We start from the raw sequence: 16403 nt of genomic DNA on the forward strand, positions 1-16403 counted from the left end.
GCGTAAGTCCTAATAAATTTAGCATAAAATAATGGAGACAACACAAATTAATTTAAAACTGTTTAATTTAATTATATTCCCAGATTGGAGTCAACCAGAAGACTCCCTATACTTAGATTTAGAACAAATAATAAAAGCTATCTTGATTCACCCAGACAAGGATAATATTACACTCTTGATAGATAGCAGCAATCTCGATCGAGAATCTGACTTCGCTTTTAACTTGATTTTATCAGGAATTATGCTCGATTTGCTTTTCCAAGAAGATTTAGATGCTGACAGCGAACCCGAAATAATTATGCTAGAAAACCTTAGCCAAGACGAATGGCAAAATATCTTACCGCAGATTCAATACAGAATTAAGTTAATAGTAGAAAATGAGGAAGCGATCGCAGATTCAGGATTCGCCAATATTCCCATTTTAGAAATAGACGATCTCAGTAAGCCGCAATCGTTGAAACTAGAACCATCATTACTTTTAAACTTAGCAAACCAATCTTACCAGCAAGGTAGATACGAGGAAGCAGTTAGCCGCTATCAAAGGTTTTTGCAAAGCCAAACAGGAGATGCAGAAGTTTATTTTAGCTTAAGCGAATGTTTGAGAAATCTTAAGAAAATAGATGACGCGATCGCAATTCTTCAAGAAGGCCTCAGCATTTACCCTACCACAGGTAAACTACACTTTTACCTAATTACAATATTACAGCAAAATGGATATACAAAAGAAGCTATTTCAAGTGCAGATACAGCCGCAGAATTATTACCAAACGAATACGTTTTTCAGCTATTTAAAAATTTACTACTACCAATAGTTTACGACACTCTAGAGGAAATAGAATATTATCGCCAGCGATTCATTCAGAAGCTAGATAATTTAATCCAGAAAACATCTCTCGAAACTCCAGAAGATAAAATCAATACTCTCATAGGTATTGGTTCTTACACTAATTTTTACTTAGCTTATCAAGCCCACAACGTTGTAGAATCACAATCAAAGTATGGTAACTTATTACATCAAATATTAGCAGCAAACTATCCCCAGTGGGTTGAGCCGAGATCGATGCCTACCTTGCCAGAAAATGGTAAAATCAGAGTCGGCTATATCTCCAATTACTTGCACTCTTATAGCGGCACTTTATGGCTAACTGGTTGGTTGCGTTACAGCGACAAAAGCAAGTTTGAAATTTATAGTTATTATACAGGAAACGATCCCGATTTAATCACTCAACAATTCCGAGATAGCAGTGATGTTTTTCACCATATCCCTCACAATTTAGAAGCAGTTAGCCAACAAATTATCGCCGACAAATTGCATATTCTGGTATTTCCAGAAATTGGCATGGATGCACCTACTATACAAATAGCAGCTTTGCGTCTTGCTCCCATACAATGTTCAGCCTGGGGCCATCCGGTAACATCGGGTTTGCCAACAATTGACTATTATTTATCCAGTGAATTGATGGAACCGAAAAATGCACAGCAACATTACTCAGAAACCCTGATTCGCTTACCTAATATTGGCGTTGCTTACCCGAAACCAATTGTCGGAAAATTAACTAATACTCGCTCCGATTTTAACTTGCCAGAGGATGCAGTTATTTATTTATGCTGTCAAGCTCCCTTTAAATATTTACCACAATATGATTACATTTTAGCTGAAATTGCCCTCCGCGTTCCGCAAGCTCAATTTATTTTTCCTCGCGGGGAATTGTTGCGAAAACGCCTGAATCGTGCTTTTGCAAAGGTCAATCTTGAATATCAAGATTATTGCTTATTTCTGCCGATTCCTACTCGCCAAGATTATATCGCCATTAACTTTCTTTCTGATGTCTTTTTGGATACTTTTACCTGGTCTGGCGGGAATACTTCTCTGGAAGCGATCGCGTGTAATTTACCTATTGTAACTTGTCCGGGAGAATTCATGCGCGGTCTTCACGCTGATAGTTTCTTAAAGATGCTAGGAGTGACAGATACCATTACCCAAAATGAGGTTGAATATATTGACATTGCGGTTAAATTGGGTTTAGAATTAGAGTGGCGGCGTGAAATTTCAGAAAGGATGAGTCAGCGGCAAGATTATCTTTTTGACGATCGAGTTTGCGTCGCTGGTTTAGAGAATTTTTATCAAAAAGTTACAGAGAATGGAGATCAAATATTAAAGGAGACCTTAAGTGAACCCACCTAATTAAACATAAGATAATGATTGCTAAAATTCATCAATTAAGGGCTACATTAAGATAGTTGTCTTGCCATAATATGTGCCAATAACCCATCTTTAGAAGTAAGTTCCTCAAATTTACCTTGCTGCACGATCTTACCGGCTTCGATTACAAAAATGCGGTCAGCATGACGAATGGTACTCAAGCGATGAGCAATGACAATGCGAGTTACCTGTAACTGTTCAATGTTTTGACTGACAATGGCTTGAGTGCGATTATCTAAAGCACTGGTAGCTTCATCAAAAATCAAAATTTTTGGTTTTAATGCTAAAGCACGAGCAATTAAAAGTCGCTGTCGTTGTCCCCCTGAAAGATTAGAACCACCTTCTGAGATGACAGTGTGCATATCCATCGGCATCGATTCAATTTCAGCTTTTAACCCCGCCATTTCTGCTGCATCCCAGGCTTCATCAAGGGTAAGTAACGCACCACCAGAAATGTTTTCAAAGATAGAACCAGTAAAAAGACGACTATTTTGTAAGACGACTCCCAACTGCTGGCGCACCGCCGAAATATCTAGCTGTGCTAAATCTTGACCATCGTAGTAAATTGTTCCCTCTTCGGGAGTTTCAAACCTTAGTAATAAGCGAATAATTGTTGACTTGCCGCTGCCAGAAGCACCAACAATTGCTATAAATTCTCCGGGTTGTACCTCTAGATTAATCTCTTCTAAAACTAGGGGCGAATTTGGGTAATAGCGAAAGCTAACTCGGTCTAACTTAAGATGCCCTAAAAGTTTACCAGGATCGGCTTGAGTTAAATTTTGTTCTGATTCGGCATTAATAATTAGTTGGGTGCGCTCCCATAAAATTCCTATTTCTAAAATCTCGACTACGGTATTACTTAAGTTCGTAATTCCCGTTATAAAAGTGCCAAAAGCTGCGTTAAAGGCAAGGAACATTCCTGTTGATAAGTCTTTCCCTGGTTCTGATTGGTTAATGATGCTAACAGTTAGGGCAAAAATTACAATTTGACTGGCAGTAGGTAGGACAGTATTAAACGATTGAAGTAGATCTTTAATAAACTGGGTATTCCGCACCCGCTCCAGTAGTTGAGTATATTCGCTTGCCCAATAAGCAAAGGCTCGATTTTGAGCTCCTGCAACTCGGAGTTTAGAGATGCCTTCAATAAGCTGCACTGTCAGATCGAGAATTTTGCCCTGTTGTTCTTGCCTGGGACGTAGCTGTTGATTAATGAGGATGCTAGCTGTAATCGTGACAAGCATTGCTATCAAAGCAATCGTGAATGCTACTAAGGCGAGTTGAGGGCTATAAAAGAAAAGTAAACCTATATTTAAGAGGGAAAAAAAGCTGGTGAAAAGAATTTGTGTTACTGAGCTGCTGAGTAAATGGCTGATCTGACTAATGCCTGAGACTCGAATTAGAATATCTGCCGTAGAATACTCACGGAAAAAGGAGATTTTTAAGTTTAAAAGCCGATCCCAAAGAGCAGTTTGAGCGATAGATTCAGCAAGGATTTGTAATCGGACGATCGCAAATCCTTGGACAAGTTGAAAGATGGTGCTGCCCAAACTAGCGGCTAAAAGTCCTAACCCCACTTGCCACAGTAATTTCCGGTTAGCATCAGGAATAGCATCGTCAATTAGGATTGCAGTTGCGTAGGGTGCGATCGCTCCTAACAAAGCTACACAAATCCCAATCCAAAGTAAGGTAAGTATTTCCAGGCGGCGATCTTGAAGGGTAAACCAGAGTAAGTCCCAGCCTGCGATCGCGTCAGCGTTGTTGACTAATATCGCTCTTTGGGGTAAAGAGCGATAAAACATATAAGCTACTGGAGAAAGTAACTTAGCCTGAGATTCGCTGACTGGAGTGCGAGTTCTTAAAATGGGGTCGAAAAGTTCATAATTCCCTGGTTTTGTCGGCAACAAAGCTACAGGTTGATTTTCTTGCTGAAGGTAGCCAAGTAGGGGGCCGCAGTCTTTTTGCCACCAGCGATCGCGCAGAGTCACCCGCCGGATACGGATTCCCGAAGCACGAGCGATCGCCTTAATTGGATCTCTAAGTTGGTTAAGATTTTCTGAAGATGCAGTTGAATTAATCGTAATTCCCATCGCTTCTCCGACTGCCTTAGCAGCGATTAACAATGGATCGCCCTCTGGAAAACTTTCCTGTGACTGAGGCTTAATCAGAGAAGCAATTTCCCCGATCGCTTTTGCTGTCACCTGACGATTGAAGTTTTCTGTTTCTTGGAATTGAGCTAACTTTTGGGCAACTTCCGCCTGCTTTTGCTGACTAATAGCCATATCTGTCGGGGGTCGTTAATTAATTAGAAGGAAGAAGGAAGAATTCAAACAGCTAAAGGAAATCTGCTTCCAGCATTTTAAGATAGATTCCGTTCTCCTGTCGTAAATTTTCATGGGTACCTCTTTGTACGACTTGACCTTGTTCTAGCACAATAATCTCATCACAATCTCGAATCGTACTCAAACGATGCGCCACAATCAAACAAGAACAGCCACGTCGTCGTAGATTGTTATCAATAATCTGTTCCGTTTCTGTGTCCAAGGAACTGGTTGCTTCATCCATCACAAGAATTGTAGGATTGAGAATCAAAGCCCTAGCAATTTCTAAGCGCTGGCGTTCCCCTCCACTTAAAACTTCCCCTCTCTCCCCTAATTGTGCGTCATATTTTCCAGAGAGTGCTGTAATGCGATCGTGAATGTCTGCATCCTGACAAGCTCTAATTAGCTCAGACATCGGCACAGTTTTATCCCACAAAGTTAGGTTATCCCGCACTGTACCACCAAAGAGAACAATTTCTTGCTCTACCATTGCTAGGGAATGAGTTAGCGCTGACTGGGGAATTTCTGCTTTGGGAATACCATCAAACAGGATATCTCCCGACCAAGGTTGATAGAGTCCGGCAACTAATTTGGCGATCGTCGATTTGCCAGAACCAGTTTCCCCAACCAATGCCACTCGCTGACCAGGTTTAATCGTTAAATTAAAGTTTTCAATTAATGGCTTATAGGCTCTTGCATAGCCAAAGGTAATATCTCGCAACTCGACCTGACCTTGAATGTGGTAATAGTTAATCGTTAATTTTTGATTGTTTAGCGTTGATTGGTAAGAGCGATCTACTTCCTTTTCTTCTGTTGCCAACTGTGGATCGATGGGCTTATAAAATACATTATTTTGCTCCTTTTCTTCTGTTACTAATTGTGGATCAATTGGGTTACATAAGACATCATCAAGGCGATTCAAATTGCCGTCTAGTTCCTGAATAGTGCTGGCAAAACTTACTAACTCGCTAACAGGCTTTTGAAAACTAATCGTCAAGCTTTGAAAAGCCACTAACATACCGATAGTCAGAGTTCCATCTATCACCTGTAGACCTCCAACCACTAAAACTAGCATGGAGGTTAGAGAACTCAGAAGAGGAGGCAAAACTCCCAATGTTTGATTAGTTATCTCTAAGGTTTGCTGTTCGTTAATAACTTTAGTGTAGTATCCCGACCACCGAGCGAAAAAATCTGTTTCAATTGCTGATGCCTTGAGGGTTTCTATTGCCTCAAGTCCAGCCATACCTACCCCAGCGACTTTCCCCACATCATAACTTAAACGTCGATAGCCATCTACGCGATGACGGGCTACCCACTGTAATATAAAAACATTTACCCCAGCAAAAATAATGCCAATTAGAGTCAGTAGAATATTGTAGGAAAACATAACTATGGCGTAGAAGAAGACCATCACGAAATTAATCACTGTTCTTGCCAGTTGTCCTGAAAGCACTTCTGCAACTTGGTCATTAAGCTGAAGGCGATCGCCGATTTCTCCAGCAAATCGCTGGTCAAAAAAACCTACTGGCAACCGCAGGATATGCCAGAGAAAACGGCTCGACATTCCCGCTGATAATTTGATCTTAAGCTGTCTTAAATACCCTAATTGTAGCAATGTTAGCAGTCCTTGCAATACCATCATTACCAACATTCCTATAATTAAGGGGCGCAGCCAGTCACTATGATTTTCTACTAATACATAGTCTACAAATACTTGGCTCAAAGCGGGGACAGCTAACCCCGGAACTACCAAGAAGAAACCAACGATAATACAATAGATGAGGGCAGAAATAGAACCGCGTAAACGCGACCTTAAAGCTAAGAGAATACTAGGTTTGCTACCGCCTGTTGTGAACTCCAAACCGGGATTGATGGTGAGAGTAATTCCTGTATAACTCTCGCTAAATTCCTCTAAGGACACACGCCTTGGCCCTGTAGCCGGGTCATTGATAAAAGCCTGTTTATGAGTCAGTCCTTCTACTACTAGAAAATGATTAAAGTTCCACAAAACAATGAAGGGAGGATTGAGTTGTTCAGCTTGAGCCAGAGAGAGGGAATAGCCTTTTGCCTCCATGCCGTAGCGTCTGGCAATTTCGAGTATGTTAAAAGCATTACTACCGTCACGGGAAACGCCACACTCTTGACGTAATTGGGCTAATGGTACTACTCGACCATAGTAGGCGAGAATAATTCCGAGTGCGGCAGCACCGCATTCGGTAGCTTCCATTTGTAGGATTGTTGGGGTTCTAACACGATTAGTCATAAATTCCGCTCCATTGTCTCAAAATTGGCAAGACAAAGGTAATCGGCGATCGCTCTTCTAGTTTGACTCTAGCCGTTGCGATCGATCCGGCAGAAATTTTTAATTTTGGCCCTTGACGATAAGACCATTTATAGCCACTGAAATCTGAAGGATTTGATTCGAGTTCGGCAATTACTTGGATCATCACATCTCCTTTACCGATGAGATGTTCTACCACTTGTGGATTACCAATTAGATTAGTTGCACTCTCTTTGGTTACAGGAAAATCTGAAACATTGGTTACTTTCCCAATGATGCCACCAAAACGTTCTCGCTTAACGGTGGTAGGAGTGATTGAAATGGGCATTCCTGATTGAATCTTTTTCCCATCTTCTACTGCAAAATAAATCAGACCTACTATTTTATTCTCTTGTCGTTGTATTGGGAGATGTGACGGAATTTCTACCACTGGGCGAATTTGCATCAGTATTCCTTCACCCGTTACACTAATCGGAATTTCTCCCACAATACTCCATATTACTAGCAGTAGCAATAAAATCCCTAGAGCAACTAACGACAGCCAATCTTTGAGAGTAACCACTTGCATTAGCTGATCTAGTCGTTCTGGAGAAGATAACTTTTCTAGTGCTTCTGTTCTATAGTAATGACTTTTGTTTGGCTCAGACATTTAGGCTTAGTAGCAATAAGTGAGGTTTTGATATCTGTCAACTTTCTGTAATCTATCTTTACAACTTACCTGATGGAGAACTGTCCAAGGTTTTGCGGCTGCGTTGCCAAACAGCCCTAAATGGCTGTAAAAGAACATTTGTTAGACTATTAAACAACTTTGATTCTCCATCTGGTAAACCAAACTCCAGTTTTTCATAACTCTGTGGCACGTATAAAGTGCCAAACATCCAGTCCCACAATGATAACCAAGCACCAAAGTTTTTATCCCAATGTTTGGGGTCTACACTATGATGAATTTGGTGTTGAGACGGACTGATTAAAATATGGCTAATCCAGTAAGGATACGCCACCCAAAAATGAGAATGCTGCAAGTTATCCACTAAAAGGAACATAAACATTCCGATATTGACTCCGTAAATTAATAGCTCTTGCATTTGATTTCCAAATAGATATACCCAGATGCCACTGCCGCTACTGCTAATTGTCAAAATGGTTATTTCCTGTACAAATATATCGAGTGGATGCAAGAAGTAGGCAGTAATGGGTGTCAGAACTTCAGCCGAATGATGTACTTTATGAAATTCCCATAAAAACGGAAGTTTGTGAACCATATAATGGATTACAAAGTGACCAAAATCAAAAATTAATATCGTAAAAATGGTGAATGATACATAATGCACTAACTGAGGATTCTTTATTTCAAAAACTGTATTTATACCTGTGGTTTGTATTAAGGTTTGGTAAGTTATATCCATAAGATATTTTTGTAGAGGCGCTAGTGCTGGTATTGAGATAAGTATGAAATACCAGCACGTCACAAAATAGTTTTTGCATTGACTAATAAATGAAGGATGTAAATAAATTTCTTTGGGAAAAAGGTATTCTAGTAAATTTTGATGATTATCTCGATTTGTTAACTTAAATATATAGAGTAGTGTTGCCACTCCAAAAGTTGAAAACAGATACAACCAATAGATATTACTTGTTGGCATAAATGGTTGTGTAAATGGATACAAGATACGCGCTAATATTTCCATTATTTTTGCTCTCTGCCAATAACTTTCTCAAAATGTTATCATAGAAACCTTAAAAAATTGCTTGGCGCTCTGTGCTTCCCTCTTCAGGGTCTGAATGGCTTTCTCCACCTAATTCAGAGCGATCCGAAGTTTGGCGGCTGCGTTGCCAAACTGCCCTAAATGGCTGTAAAAAAATATTCGTGACACCATTAAATAACTTCGATTCCCCATCTGGTAAACCAAAATCCAGTTTTTCATAACCCCGTGGCACGTATAAAGAGCCAATCATCCAGTCCCACAATGAGAATAGAGAACCAAAGTTTTTATCCCAATGTTTGGGATCTACACTATGATGAATTTGGTGTTGAGCCGGACTGCATAAAATATGGCCAATCCAGTAAGGATAAGCCACCCAGAAATGAGAATGCTGCAAGTTATTCACTAAAAATAAGATAAAAATTATGATATTATCTCCGAAAATTAATAGCTCTTGCATCTGATTTCCAAATATATATATCCAGATGCCACTTCCGATACTGATAACTGTAAAATTGATTATTTGAATTACAAATAGATCGAATGGATTATAAAGGTAAGAGGTAGTAAATGGTGTCAGAACTTCAGCCGAATGATGTGCTTTATGGAATTCCCATAAAAACGGAATTTTGTGAGCAATATAATGGCCTACAAAAAATCCAAAATCGGCAATTAATACCGTAAAAATAGTTAATGCTAAATAATGCACTAACTGAGGATTCTTTATTTCAAAAACTGTAGTTATACCTGTGATTTGTGTCAAGGCTTGGGAAGTTATATCTTGAGCATTTTTTTGTACAACTCCTATGAGTGGTATTAAGATAAATACGGTATACCAGCACGTCGCAAAATATTGTTTGCATTGAGTAATGAATGAAGAATGTAAATATATTTCTTTAGGAAAAAGATATTCTAGTAAGTTTTTATGATTGTCTTGATTTGTTAACTTAAATCTATACAGTAATGTTGCCAATCCAAAACCTGAAAACAGATATAACCAATAGACATTACTTCCCTGCGTAAATGGCTCTTTAAATGGAGACAAGATACGCATTAATATTTCCGTCATTGTTTGCTCTAGGCCCATAATTTGATCAATAATATTATCATAGAAACTTTCTGAGGAATCCCAAAAGGATTCCTCTTGGGCATTATGGCTTGGGTGGAACGGCTCCTGCTGCGATTCCTTTGAGGATGCGATCGTCTAACTCTTGCAGGTTAACTTGAGTCTCGTTTGTACCCTTTGATACGGTTTCTTTGTTGATTTTCTTCATGGCTGTAAGCTCCCTACTTGTGGTTATCAGGTAATATTGAAGCTGAATTAGCAAGTGAATCAGCTGGCTAACTCATCAAGCCTTTTCTTAGAAGGTGAGGAATTTCAAGAGAATACCTCTTGGGTATTATGGCTTGGGAGGAAGGACTCCTGCTGCGATTCCTTTGAGGATGCGATCATCTAGCTCTTGAGGCTGAGTGGAGTTTGTAGATTTGGTTTGGGTTTCTTTGTTAATCTTCTTCATGGTTAGTAATCTACGAAGTAGATGGTGTTAATGCGAAAAATATAAATCAGTCTTTGGAAATACGTCAACCCTTTGTAATATATTTTTACAAAAAATTGAAGCTATTATGTATGATAAGGTTTGCAGGAATCAGGGATTACTTGACATCGCCACTTACCACTCACATTCTCCGGTATATTATCTGTCAATCATTTGTAAAAATGTAGTTTTAGGCGCATTTTGCTACAACTCATTTATGTAAGCCTGACCCCGATTCCTAGTAAATAATATTTAGCAGCGAGAAGATATAATGTGTGGATTTGCTGGATTTATTGACTTCCAAGATTCTCAACAATCCCAACAATATTGGACAGATATTGCCCAAATGGGGAAACAATTATTTCGACGCGGCCCTGACGACGAAAAAGTTGTGAACGCATCTCCCCTTTGGTTGATTTTTAGAAGGCTCTCGATTATTGATGTAACTGGAGGAGTGCAACCAATTTGGAATGAAAATAACACCATGTTTGTCGTGGTGAATGGGGAAATTTACAACCATCTTGAGTTGCGATCGCAATTACGAGAAAACCATCACTTTCGTACCAAGTCTGATGCAGAGATTGTGCTTCACTTGTATGAAGAGTTGGGAGTCAAAGCCCTCGAATACCTCAATGGGATGTTTGCGATCGCACTGTGGGATGGGCAAAAGCAACAATTACTCCTAGCACGCGATCGGCTTGGCATTAAACCTTTATATTACGCTCAAGTTGATTCACAACTGATCTTCGGTTCCACCTTAGCATCTCTTCTAGCTCACCCTAATACACCTTGGCATCCTCAGTTTCAAGACTTAACTAATCTCAGCACTACCACTTCCTATGTCAGAGGCATTAACCGCCTAGCAGGAGGACATTACCTGTTGTTCGATGCCCACACAGAAACCGTAACTCCTCAATGCTACTGGAACTTAGCCGATTACTTAGTCACCGAACCCGTAAATGACACACGAACTCCCAGCGATTATGTTAAAGAATATCGGGAGTTATTTGTTGATAGTGTCAATAAGCGGTTAATGAGTGATGTTCCTGTGGGAGCTTGTTTGAGCGGTGGGCTTGATTCTGGGGTAATTGCGGCTGTTGCGCGTCAGGTACAACCGGATTTTCACTGCTTCAATATTTGCGATGATAACACCCGCGAAAATGGAGATTTCCAAGCAGCATATCAACTTTGCCAACAGTTGAAACTGCCATTTCATCCAATTTGGTTTGACCCAGAAATATTCTTAGACCAACTCGATTTTTCCTTGGAAACACTGGAATATTTTATTTGGTTAATCGACTCTCCTAAATTTAACCTAGAGTGGATTTATAAGCATGAACTCTATCGTTATGCTAAAACCGTAATGCCTGAGTTAAAGGTGATGCTATTGGGACAGGGTTCAGATGAATTTGCTGGTGGTTACTCTACAGCAGACGATAAAACAGTCAAAAACTGGCAAGAGTATAACTCAGAACTAGCTAGCAAACAGGAGTATAATCTCCAACGCAAAAAATCGACTGGACTTAAGGATGGTTCTTCTGTATTTGATTACACTCTCCAATATTGTCCTCCTGGTTGCACAAGCTTTCAAAAAGAAATGTTGATGGAAATTTATTCCCTACAAGACTATAATCTCTGGCATGAAGATCGTACTTCTATGAATCAAAGTATAGAAGCTCGCGTGCCGTTTTTAGATCATCGTTTGGTGCAATATCTCGTTTCAATTCCGCCACAACATCACCCTACACTGTTTTGGAATAAGACTATTATCCGCCAAATGGCTCAAGAGTGGTTGCCAAATGATTTTGTCTATCGCCAAAAATCCCACGCTACAGAACCTAAAATCTACAACCGCATGAAATATAAAATTGTGCAGCGGATTTTTCCAGAGTTTAAGCAAAAGTATATTGATAATCCCGATAAGTGCTTGTTCAAACCAGAAACTATGCTGGAGTGGTTCGAGCAGCCAGATCGCAGCGAAAATGGTATTCTCGGCTTTGAGCAGTTATTAAATGGGATGGCAATGACTGTTTTTAAGGAGCTTTGCCGCCTGAGAAGTTCTAGAATACCTGGAGATTATTTATATGGGCGATCGCCATTAGAAGTCCGTTTGTAGCGAGCTTGCGGCATTCTGTAGTAAAATGCAATTTGGGAGAAAGCTAGGGCTTTAAGACCTTTGATTCTTGATGATAAAAGTTATTAGCTTGCTTACTAAAATAAGCCCTGCCGATCGCCACAGGTACGGGAGAGCCTTAAAGTAGTATCATCTAAGATGTTTAATCAAGCATACAAACTCGCCACATATTCCCCATAACCATTATACACAATAGTCGGCCGAGTTTCCCAGGAAAAACTCGAACCAGGACCAACTATCCGTTCCGTCGCCTGCGACCATCTCGGATGCGGTTTATCGGGATTCACATTTGCCTCAAACCCGTATTCATTAGGCGAAATCTTATGCCAAAATGTCTCTGGCTGATTCTCAACAAACTCAATTTTAACAATTGATTTTGCGCCTTTAAACCCATATTTCCAAGGAATCACTTGTCGCAGCGGAGCTCCATTTTGCTTTGGCAAAGACTTCCCGTAAATACCAGTCGCAAAAAAAGCTAAATCGTTTGCCATTTCCTCAATTCGCAAGCCTTCCGTATAAGGCCAAGGATAGAATTGTGACAAGATACCAGGACCTTTGGTAATCTTAGGATCGTAAAAAGAAGTGAATCGCACAAATTTAGCATTTGATAGCGGTTCCACATCTGCCATCAGTAACTTCATCGGAAATCCTACCCAAGGCACTACCATCGCCCAAGCTTCAACGCAGCGGAACCTATAGACTCTTTCTTCGATGGGGAATTTTTTTTCTAGGTCGTCTAAGTCGTAAATCTGGGGATTTTTTACTAAGCCGCTAACTTCTACCTTCCAATTATCTAGCGGCAATCTTTGAGCAGATTGCCAAATAGATTTCGTGCCGCCGTATTCATAGAAATTATTATATTTTGTCGCTAAGTCTTCCTCAGTTATTGGTCTGTCAACTTGGGCAAAATTCGGATTGCGAGTTAACCCTGGATATATATGATTTGATTCTTCTCCTGACTTGGCTTTAGATTCAGAATTGGTATCACAGCCAGTAAGTGGAAGTAGGGACGCACTTAAACCAATACCAATTAAACTGGTGACAAAGCGGCGACGATTCATAAAAATTGTTTCCGGTGTTACTTCCCGTTCGGGAATTTCCCAGGATTTGGCAATACGGATTAAGGCCATAAGTATTTTAATTACTTAATATCTGCGGTTTTCACGGTTGACTTTGGGGACATTATAACCAAATACTTATCGAATCTAAGTAAAATCACGATTACAGTAGAGGTAAACTCGCGATGGCGAAACGCCGCGCCGTAGGCATCGCAACCATTCCCCACAGCGCTTTTCCCATTAACCCCTGATTGCTGGAAAATAAGTAATAATTTACATTGCGATCGCGCCCTGCAATTGTGGTGAAAATCTCGGAAACAATTATCATAGATCGTTATCATAGATCGAAATATTGTAATTACTTGCCAACGATCGCCTCCCTCTGAACTCCACTCCAACAAATAGGAGGACAAAGGTGCGATCGCGACAAGTCGGGTTTTCCGGTTCCCGAAACAGAAAAACTGGAAAACTATTTGCCCATAGGAAGCGGTATAACCCGCCCCGCTTTCCTCCCCCACAAACCTTGGGTCTGTTGGGGGTCTCTAGCGGAAAGACAGATGAGTTACTGCATCAATCCCAATTGCCAGAACCCCCAAAATCCCGATCGCAACACAACAACTTGCTCTAGTTGCGGCGGAGATTTACTATTAAAAGACCGTTACTGCATCCTTGATACTCTTGGTCAAAGCCTGACTGGTCGCACTTTCTTAGCGATCGATCGAGATAAACCGTCCCAACCCCACTGCGTAATTCAGCAGTTTTTTGAGTCAGAAGTTGGCGACGACACTCAGAAGCAATCAGCAGAGGTAAATTTCTATTTCTCTCGTAAATTTCACGCCTCGGCCGTGATGCTGGACAAGTTAGGCAAACATCCCCGTATTCCTGAATTGTGGGCATCTTTTGAGCAGAACGGTTGCCTCTATTTAGTGCAAGAGTACATCCCAGGACGCAATTTAGCGGGTGAAATCTCCGAACAGGGCATTTTTAAAGAAATTTCAATTTGGCAACTGTTAGGCGAATTGCTGCCAGTATTGCAATTTATCCACGATCGCCAATTAATTCACCGCGACATCAAACCACAAAACATTATCCGCCGCTTCCCCCAAACCTTAACCAAGGGAACAAAGGGCGATCTGGTTTTAGTTGATTTTGGCGCTGCTATCCCTGTTCATGGCATTTGGGCCAAAACTAAGCCAACGGCCGGTTCTGCGGAATATTCGGCCCCAGAACAAATTAAAGGCAATCCCATCACATCCAGCGATTTGTATAGCTTAGGCGTAACTTGCATTCACTTACTGACGGGAGTTTCACCTTTCGATTTGTTTGATATTAAAGCCGATGCTTGGACGTGGCGGCATTATTTGAAAGTACCAGTTAGCGATCGCCTCGGTCGCATTCTCGATAAACTCGTCCAGCGCGACCCCTTAAAACGCTATCAGTCAGCAACGGAAGTTCTCAAAGAACTGAAATATGGCCCCACACCCTTAGACTTAGCCCAGCATAAACCACAGTGGGCTTTAACCGCTTGGGGAGGGGCCGCAGTTGCCGTTTTATCGATCGTCTTAAACCATCGTCTACCATCTCCCCCACCGCAGACAGCTTTCACCGCGCCGGAACCCACTGCTACGATTCCCGACATCCGCTTTCCACCCCCGCGAATCGATGACTTTGCCAGTCAAAGGTCGAAAGATAACGCGCCGGTGCGAACTTTGGCCTTTAGTGCCGGCCCTGTGTGGTCAGTAGCAGTTAATCCCAATGGTCGGGTAGTTGTGACTGGTAACACAGACGGGACAATTCGGATGTTGCAACTGCGTACTGGCAAATTGCTGAAGACGCTGATTGGGCATTCTGAGGCAGTTTGGTCGGTGGCCGTGAGCCCGGATGGGAAGGCGATCGCTTCCGGCAGTGCAGACGATACGATTAAAATCTGGGATCTCTATACTGGAAAACTGAAACAGACTTTGTACGGCCATACAGCCGGTGTTTTCTCAGTAGCTTTCAGTCCCGATGGCAAGGCGATCGCTAGCGTTGGCAAAGACCAAACAGTAAAACTGTGGGAAGTAGACACTGGTAAAGAGTTAGAAACTCTCAAAGGACATTCTGCTGGAATCGAATCAGTCGCTTTTACCCCCAATGGCGAAACTCTCATTACTGGCAGCGATGACGGTACGATTAAGCTGTGGAACTGGCGGAGTGGCAAACTGATCCAAACACTCAGAGGACATTCAGATGCAGTGTGGTCAGTTGCGGTTAGTCCCGATGGTCAAACTTTGGCTTCTGGGAGTTGGGATAATACGATTAAACTGTGGGATTTGAAAACTGGCACATCCCAGCAACCTCGTGGTTTCCTATTACGAACTCTGACCGGCCATTTAGATAAAGTTCAATCCTTAGCTTTTAGCCCTGATGGGGAAACTTTAGCTAGTGGTGATTTGAGTGGAACGATTAAACTTTGGCAGATAGGTAGCGGCGGTTTAATGGGTACGCTTAAGGGTCATACTTCTTGGGTTGAAGTTGCTTTTAGTCCGAAAAGTAACACATTAGTTAGTGGCAGTTTTGACGACACAATTAAGGTGTGGCATCTGTCGCCATAAATAATCCTAAGTAGGCGGACAAAATTGATCTAATAAAATTAGATTTTAGATTGCGATTTTAAATTGAATCTAAAATCTAATTTTTTATTGTGTTGGCGTGGCAGATAACAAATTATATCATCTCCGGCAAATTACTTACGATGTGTCATTGCGAGCCAAGCGCAGCGCAGTTGCGAGCTCCGCGAAGCAATCCCGAAGCAATCCCGAAGCAATCGCAAGGTTTTGAGATTGCTTCGCGGAGCTCGCAATGACAAGTATTTAACCGGACATGATATCAAAATAACGCTTGGGAGGGCTGAAATAAACACTCAATCAAACTGAAAATTATTTTGGCAATGGGTGATAAAATAGCTAACTAGCTTAACTATAAATACTCAATCAATGCCATCATCGGGAGTCCAATACTTAATTATCAATGCCCTAGACACCCTAGACTTGATTATCTGGAAGATACAGCGTATTCCAGGTTTATGAAGTACAGTAGCAGCAGCTTGTAAACCAGTTTTTGAATTGCTTAATATTGACCAAATCAAGCGCAGTAGCAAGTATTACGTCAACCATCTTGGTAGTAGTTGGC

General features: G+C 41.1%; 11 protein-coding genes. 3 read left to right on the forward strand and 8 right to left on the reverse strand.

Annotation, left to right across the window (positions count from 1 at the left end; genetic code table 11):
• Positions 1 to 31: 31 nt before the first annotated feature.
• Positions 32 to 2185: a tetratricopeptide repeat protein gene (locus PY364_RS20810; RefSeq protein WP_275525886.1), complete on the forward strand. Its 2154-nt coding sequence runs from the start codon at positions 32 to 34 to the stop codon at positions 2183 to 2185.
• A gap of 47 nt (positions 2186 to 2232) precedes the next feature.
• Here PY364_RS20810 and PY364_RS20815 read toward each other — a convergent pair whose 3' ends face one another.
• The 6 genes from PY364_RS20815 to PY364_RS20840 all read right to left on the reverse strand — a co-directional run bounded on the left by PY364_RS20815 (position 2233) and on the right by PY364_RS20840 (position 9779).
• Entirely contained in the window at positions 2233 to 4482 is a 2250-nt protein-coding gene (locus tag PY364_RS20815) for an NHLP bacteriocin export ABC transporter permease/ATPase subunit (RefSeq protein WP_275525887.1), read from the reverse strand.
• A gap of 52 nt (positions 4483 to 4534) precedes the next feature.
• A complete protein-coding gene (locus PY364_RS20820; protein ID WP_275525888.1) occupies positions 4535 to 6784 on the reverse strand; it encodes an NHLP family bacteriocin export ABC transporter peptidase/permease/ATPase subunit in 2250 nt (749 codons plus the stop codon).
• Complete coding sequence (locus PY364_RS20825) at positions 6777 to 7451, reverse strand: NHLP bacteriocin system secretion protein (protein WP_275525889.1); 675 nt, start codon at positions 7449 to 7451, stop codon at positions 6777 to 6779. Before PY364_RS20825 ends, PY364_RS20820 begins: the two co-directional genes overlap by 8 nt.
• Positions 7452 to 7509: 58 nt before the next feature.
• Positions 7510 to 8490: a sterol desaturase family protein gene (locus PY364_RS20830; RefSeq protein WP_275525891.1), complete on the reverse strand. Its 981-nt coding sequence runs from the start codon at positions 8488 to 8490 to the stop codon at positions 7510 to 7512.
• Positions 8491 to 8539: 49 nt separating this feature from the next.
• On the reverse strand, positions 8540 to 9592 hold the full coding sequence (locus PY364_RS20835; protein WP_275525893.1) for a sterol desaturase family protein: 1053 nt from the start codon (positions 9590 to 9592) through the stop codon (positions 8540 to 8542).
• 64 nt (positions 9593 to 9656) lie between these two features.
• Positions 9657 to 9779 (reverse strand): hypothetical protein, encoded by a 123-nt coding sequence (locus PY364_RS20840; RefSeq protein WP_275525894.1) that lies wholly within the window; start codon positions 9777 to 9779, stop codon positions 9657 to 9659.
• A gap of 532 nt (positions 9780 to 10311) precedes the next feature.
• Here PY364_RS20840 and asnB point away from each other — a divergent pair.
• Positions 10312 to 12156, forward strand: a complete 1845-nt coding sequence (gene asnB / locus PY364_RS20845; protein WP_275525896.1) for an asparagine synthase (glutamine-hydrolyzing) — start codon at positions 10312 to 10314, stop codon at positions 12154 to 12156.
• Between the two features lie 164 nt (positions 12157 to 12320).
• Here asnB and msrP read toward each other — a convergent pair whose 3' ends face one another.
• Positions 12321 to 13304, reverse strand: a complete 984-nt coding sequence (msrP, locus tag PY364_RS20850; protein ID WP_275525897.1) for a protein-methionine-sulfoxide reductase catalytic subunit MsrP — start codon at positions 13302 to 13304, stop codon at positions 12321 to 12323.
• Positions 13305 to 13395: 91 nt separating this feature from the next.
• The gene (locus tag PY364_RS20855) at positions 13396 to 13560 is read right to left on the reverse strand and encodes a hypothetical protein (RefSeq protein WP_275525898.1); all 165 of its coding nucleotides are present in this window, start codon (positions 13558 to 13560) and stop codon (positions 13396 to 13398) included.
• Positions 13561 to 13789: 229 nt separating this feature from the next.
• Between PY364_RS20855 and PY364_RS20860 the strand changes: the two genes are divergently transcribed.
• Positions 13790 to 15826 (forward strand): serine/threonine-protein kinase, encoded by a 2037-nt coding sequence (locus PY364_RS20860; protein ID WP_275525900.1) that lies wholly within the window; start codon positions 13790 to 13792, stop codon positions 15824 to 15826.
• The last annotated feature ends 577 nt before the right edge of the window (positions 15827 to 16403 follow it).

It is taken from the genome of Kamptonema sp. UHCC 0994 (genome assembly GCF_029167235.1).
Lineage (GTDB): Bacteria > Cyanobacteriota > Cyanobacteriia > Cyanobacteriales > Microcoleaceae > Kamptonema.

Coding starts and splice junctions, on each gene's coding strand:
- PY364_RS20810 (WP_275525886.1), top strand. CDS start 32: ATGGAGACAACACAAATTAATTTAAAACTGTTTAATTTAATTATATTC.
- PY364_RS20815 (WP_275525887.1), bottom strand. CDS start 4,482: ATGGCTATTAGTCAGCAAAAGCAGGCGGAAGTTGCCCAAAAGTTAGCT.
- PY364_RS20820 (WP_275525888.1), bottom strand. CDS start 6,784: ATGACTAATCGTGTTAGAACCCCAACAATCCTACAAATGGAAGCTACC.
- PY364_RS20825 (WP_275525889.1), bottom strand. CDS start 7,451: ATGTCTGAGCCAAACAAAAGTCATTACTATAGAACAGAAGCACTAGAA.
- PY364_RS20830 (WP_275525891.1), bottom strand. CDS start 8,490: ATGGAAATATTAGCGCGTATCTTGTATCCATTTACACAACCATTTATG.
- PY364_RS20835 (WP_275525893.1), bottom strand. CDS start 9,592: ATGGGCCTAGAGCAAACAATGACGGAAATATTAATGCGTATCTTGTCT.
- PY364_RS20840 (WP_275525894.1), bottom strand. CDS start 9,779: ATGAAGAAAATCAACAAAGAAACCGTATCAAAGGGTACAAACGAGACT.
- asnB (WP_275525896.1), top strand. CDS start 10,312: ATGTGTGGATTTGCTGGATTTATTGACTTCCAAGATTCTCAACAATCC.
- msrP (WP_275525897.1), bottom strand. CDS start 13,304: ATGGCCTTAATCCGTATTGCCAAATCCTGGGAAATTCCCGAACGGGAA.
- PY364_RS20855 (WP_275525898.1), bottom strand. CDS start 13,560: ATGATAATTGTTTCCGAGATTTTCACCACAATTGCAGGGCGCGATCGC.
- PY364_RS20860 (WP_275525900.1), top strand. CDS start 13,790: ATGAGTTACTGCATCAATCCCAATTGCCAGAACCCCCAAAATCCCGAT.